Origin of the sequence: Mesorhizobium sp. M4B.F.Ca.ET.203.01.1.1 (assembly GCF_004791025.1) — a bacterium.
GTDB classification, from domain to species: domain Bacteria; phylum Pseudomonadota; class Alphaproteobacteria; order Rhizobiales; family Rhizobiaceae; genus Mesorhizobium; species Mesorhizobium abyssinicae.
Genome location: NZ_SRUO01000005.1, coordinates 495,948 through 501,054, shown reverse-complemented (window position 1 = coordinate 501,054; position 5,107 = coordinate 495,948). Strand labels below are relative to the sequence as shown.

The following is a 5,107-nucleotide window of genomic DNA, read 5'->3' as shown; positions in this document are numbered from 1 at the left end:
TGGTGAAGAATGGCGAGATCAAGATCGCCAACGTCATGTCGGTGACGCTGTCGACCGACCACCGCGCCGTCGACGGCGCGCTCGGCGCCGAACTGCTCGGCGCCTTCAAGCGCATGATCGAAAACCCGATGGGCATGCTGGTCTGACTGCCCGATAGCACAGGCTCTACCCGGTCGCCGAGCCGGCGGGCGCTTTCAGGAAGAGCCGTGTCCTGGATCAGAACGACCGAGCGTCCCTTTGATCCGGTCCGGGAGCTATTTCTGCCGGAAGGCGGTGTGGAACGATGTCACCAGCGGCCCAAGGATATAGTCGAGCGCCGTGCGCTCCTCGGTGACGATCATCACCGAGGCCGGCATGCCGGGATAGAGCGATATCTCAGGGGCGGCCGCCAGTTCGGCCGGATCGACCGCAATGTCGGCGACATAATAGGGAAGGCCCGTCTTGCTGTCGGTGATGCGGTCGGCCGATATGCGGGTGACATGTCCGTGGATGATCGGTATCGAGCGCTGCTTGTAGGATGTGAAGCGGACTTCGGCCGTCATGTCGGCTCTGAGGCTCGATATGTCCTCGACGCGAACCTGCGCCTGGACAATCAGCGAATTTTTGGTTGGCACGATGTCGAGGATGGTCTGGCCCGGCGCGACGATCGCGCCGATCGAGAAGACGGTGAGGTCCATCACCTGGCCGTCATAGGGCGCGCGGACCTCGGCGCGGTCCATGGCGGCCTGGGCCGCGAACATCTTGGGCACCAGGTCGGCGAGATTGGATTGCGTCTCGATCAGCATCGCCGAGAGCTTGGCCCGGCGCTCGTTGGTCAATTGTGCGATCTGGCTCTCGAGTTCGGCCTTGGTCTGCCGGCTGCCGGCGATGGCGCCGAGGTTCTCGTCGATCAGGCCCTGCAGGTCCGAGGCGGATCGGTCGAGTTCCAGGATGCGCGGGCGGGTGGTCAATCCGGCCTTCAGCAGCTTCGACAGGCTCGCCTTCTCGTCGACGGTCGATTGCAGCTGGGCACGGTATGAATCGACGCGGGCCTGCTTGCCGTCGATCTGCTCGTCGAGCTCGGCTATCCGCTTCTGGAGGATCTGCCTGGCGCCTGCCAACGAAGCGCGCTGGCTTTCGAGGTCGGCGACCTGGTTGGCCATGGCGTCCTTGAGATAGGCCTGGTGCTCGCCGGCGATGTCCTGAGGAAAGGCAACGTCCTGGCTGCCGTCCAACTCCGCCCGGATCCTGGCGTCGGTGGCGCGCAGCAGCGCATATTGCTGGGCGTAGAGATTGAACTCGGAGCGCAGCCTGGTGTCGTCGAGCAGCAGCAGGACCTGGCCCGTCTTGACGATGTCGCCGTCCTTGACGCGGATCTCTTTCACCGTTCCGCCGTCGAAGTGCTGCAGGCTCTTGCGGTTGCCTTCCACCTTGACCACAGCATCGGCGAGCACGGCGCCGTTCAGCGGCGCGAAGGCCGCCCAGCCGCCGAAGACGCCGAAGAAGGCGAGGATGATCAACAGGCCGATCAGGGCCGGCACCCGGATCGAATCCGGGGCCGGGATGCCGGCTTCGCCGGGCAGGCTGCGATAGATGAGGGCGCTGTCGCTCAAACGTCTCTCCCCTCGCAGCTCATTGGGTTGCCACCGCTATTGGAGCCTGGCGCTGGTTGAGCAGCGCCACGATTTCGTTCCGCATGCCGAAGGCTTCGACGGCGCCGTCGCGCAAGAGCAGGATCTTGTCGACATTGGCGAGCGTCGAGGGCCGGTGCGAGACGATGATGACGGTGCTGCCGCGCCGCTTTAGCTCGATCGCGCAGTCGCTCAGCGCGCGGTCGCCATCGGCGTCGAGATTGGAGCTCGGCTCGTCGAGGATGATGAGGTTCGGCGTGCCGAACACGGCCCGGGCAAGGGCGATGCGCTGGCGATAGCCGCCGGACAGCACCGCGCCGCCTTCGCCGATCTGCGTCTCGTAGCCCTGCGGCAGACGGATGATCATCTCGTGCACGCCGGCCAGCCGCGCGGCCTCGATCACCTCTTGGTCGACATTGGTCTTGAAGCGGCCGATGTTGGCGGCGACGGTGTCGGCGAAGAGCTCGATATCCTGCGGCAGATAGCCGATGTGGTCGCCCAGCGCGTCGCGCCCCCAATGCGACATGTCGGCCCCATCCAGCCTCACCGTGCCGCGGCTGGGCTGCATGACGCCCGCCAGATGCCTGGCCAGCGTCGACTTGCCGGCGCCCGAAGGGCCGACGATGCCCAGCGCCTCGCCGGCCTCCAGCCGGAACGACACGTCGCGCAGCAGCACCTTCTGCACACTGGGAACGGCAAAGCTTACCTGCTCGACAGAGATCCTGCCGGTGGGCTTCGGCAGGTTGAAAGACCGCTCGCTTTGCCCGCCGCCATCGACCAGCTTGCGAACCCTCGCAAGTGCGGCGCGCGCCAGGATCAGGCTGCGCCACAGGCCGGCGATCTGCTCGACCGGCTGCAGCCCGCGGCCGAGCAACAGGCTGGCAGCGAACATCGAGCCGGCGGTGGTCTGCCGTTCGATCACCAGATAGGCGCCGAGGCCGAGGATGAGTGACTGCATGGTCAGGCGCAGGAAGCGGATCAGCCCCGACATCAGCGCGGCGCGGTCGCTGGCTTGCGCCTGGCGCAGGAGTGCGAGGTTGCGGTCGCGGCCCCAGCGGCGGACGAGGCCGTCGATCATGCCCATGGCGCGCACGACCTCCGAATTCCTGAGGCTCATCTCGGTGAAATTGTAGTTGGTCGTCGCGATGTCGTTGGCCTGCTTCAGCGGCGCGCGCACCAGGTATTCGTTGAGCACGGCCATGGCGACCAGCAGAAGCGCTGAGCCGAGCGCGAAGAACCCCAGCCAGGGATGCAGCAGGAAGATGATGCCGATGTAGATCGGCGACCAGGGCAGGTCGAACAGCGCGTGGATGCCGCTGCCGGTGATGACCTGGCGGAAGGTGTCGAAGTCGCGGATCGGCTGGCTCTGCGCGGCGCCCTGCGAAGGCGTTTCGACAGATGCGGCGAGGATCCTCGCCGAAAGCAGCCGATCGAGGCGCGCGCTGGCGCGCGTCAGGATCCAGGCGCGCACCAGATCGAGGCCGGCCAGCGCAAGGAAGGCCGCCAGCAGCACGATCGTCAGCATGACCAGCGTCGTCTGGCTGCCGCTGGTAACCACCCGGTCGTAGATCTGCAGCATGTAGAGCGGCGAGGCGAGATAGAGCAGATTGATCGCCAGGCTGAACGCCGCCGCGACCAGGAAATAGCGGCGGCACGCCCCAAGCGCGTCCTTCACGATCTGCGATTTGTTATCGATGCCCAAAATGCCCAGCGGAGAACCGCCCCCTGTCTACACGCCCGAACCGATACTACTCCCGATCTTCCCGCCAGCCACGCGATCCGCTTGTAAACCTGATGTAAACCTTAATTCGCAGGCCGAATCCGCGGCTGGAGAGAGATGAGGTGAGTCGGCGGAGCCGCCGGCTCACCTCCTTCATCACAGCACGAAATCGCTCGCTGTCAGTCCAAGCCCGGTGCCGGTCAGCGTGATCTGGAAGTCGGCCGTCGTGTTGCCGGTCACGTCGACGTGGATGACGGTGTTGCCGCCACTTTCGGACCAGGTGATGCTGTTGGCGACGGTAGCCCCGTTTTGCCCGCCGAACAGGAAGGCCTGATCGCCCGGGGCGGCAGCGGCATCGATCGAGGAGAGGTCGATCTTGTCGACGCCATGTACGAAGTCGGTGATGGTGTCGTTCGCGGCGCTTGCCGGGGAATCCGAGATGGCCGATCCGTAGTAGAACGTGTCGGATCCCGCCCCGCCAGTGAGCGTGTCGGTGCCGACGCCGCCCACCAATCGGTCGTTGCCATCGCCGCCGTTCAGTGTGTCGTTGCCGTCCTGCCCGAACAGCGTGTCGTTACCGGCCAGGCCAAAGATCGAGTCCGCTCCGCCATTGCCGTAGAGGACGTCGTCGCCGTTGTTGTTGCTGGGATCGTTGAGTGTTTCTCCCGCGTTCAAGCCGTTGCTGCCCGTTATGATCTGGAACGTCTCGCTGTACTGATATGCGGGCCCGACCGGGTCGCCGACTTGGGTGGCCTGCACGGTCACGGTGGATATGCTGTTCGTCGTGAGGCTTCCCGAGCTGAGCGTGTTCCCGCTGATCGAAAACAGGTTCGTATTCGATTGCGAGGTGATGCTGTAGACAAAGCTGCCAGGATCTGAGTCGGTCGCGCTCAGGGTTCCCGTGAACTGGAAGGAATTGAAATTCAGATTATCCGTTGTTGTGCTCGGCGTCAGCTGGATATCGGTCGGCGCAAAGCGCGGCGGGCCGTCGTCGGCGCCGGTGATGGAGACCGAGACCAGCTTTGCGGTGCCATCCTCCGAATAGACGGTAAAACTGTCGCTCAAGGGCTGCCCGTTGCTGAGCGCGTTGACCGTCGGGTTCGAATTGTCGAGCGTGTAGGTCCAGACACCGGCTGATGTCACGGTGAAGGTGCCGTAGCCGGACGCACTGGCCGTCGCGGAATTGACGGCCTGGAACGCGTCCGTGGTGTTGTCGACATCGGTCGACAGAAGGTCGCCGGTCGCTGTCGGTGTGCCGCCGCCATTGGAACTGCCCGCTTCGACGACGGTTCCGGTCGCCGTGCCGGTGATCGCCGCGGCATCGTTGGCGCCGTGGATGGTGATGTCGATCACCTGCTGCGTGCCGTCGACGGTGGTGACCGTCACCAGTTCATGCAGCGTGGTGTTCGCGCCGCTGCTGTTCAGCGCCTGAACAGTGGCGTTGCTGTCGTCCAGCGTATAGCTCCAGGTGCCGGCAGCATCGATCGAGAACGTGCCATAGCTCTTGGCCACGGCAGCCTGGACGTTGAAGGTCGCCGCGTTGTCGACATCGGTTGCGTTGAGGTCGCCCGAGGCCGTCGCATCGCCCAGCGTACCGTTGGTAACGCCGCTCTTCTCCGTGACGGACGTGTCCTGGGCGCCGTTGGCCGTGATCACCGCGCTGTCGTTGGTGCCATGGATGGTGACGGTGACGAGCTGGCTGTCGCTGCCGTCGGAGGAGACGGCGGTGAAGCTGTCGGTGATGGTGTCGCCGGCGCCGAGCTGCTGGATGGCGGCC

4 protein-coding genes are annotated in these 5,107 nt (G+C 65.0%); 1 reads left to right on the top strand and 3 read right to left on the bottom strand.

The genetic code is table 11. The features are described 5' to 3' along the window. The coding region (locus tag EN846_RS14975) for a 2-oxo acid dehydrogenase subunit E2 (protein WP_187331266.1) at positions 1-146 on the top strand (146 nt) is incomplete at its 5' end. Positions 147-254: 108 nt separating this feature from the next. On the opposite strand, the gene EN846_RS14970 is transcribed toward EN846_RS14975, so the two are convergent. The 3 genes from EN846_RS14970 to EN846_RS14960 all read right to left on the bottom strand — a co-directional run. Beyond that, a complete protein-coding gene (locus tag EN846_RS14970) occupies positions 255-1,592 on the bottom strand; it encodes an HlyD family type I secretion periplasmic adaptor subunit (RefSeq protein ID WP_127393665.1) in 1,338 nt (445 codons plus the stop codon). Positions 1,593-1,611: 19 nt separating this feature from the next. Beyond that, the gene (locus EN846_RS14965; protein ID WP_127393666.1) at positions 1,612-3,306 is read right to left on the bottom strand and encodes a type I secretion system permease/ATPase; all 1,695 of its coding nucleotides are present in this window, start codon (positions 3,304-3,306) and stop codon (positions 1,612-1,614) included. Positions 3,307-3,486: 180 nt separating this feature from the next. After that, a partial coding sequence (locus EN846_RS14960) for a VCBS domain-containing protein (RefSeq protein ID WP_189521643.1) occupies positions 3,487-5,107 on the bottom strand: 1,621 nt, incomplete at its 5' end.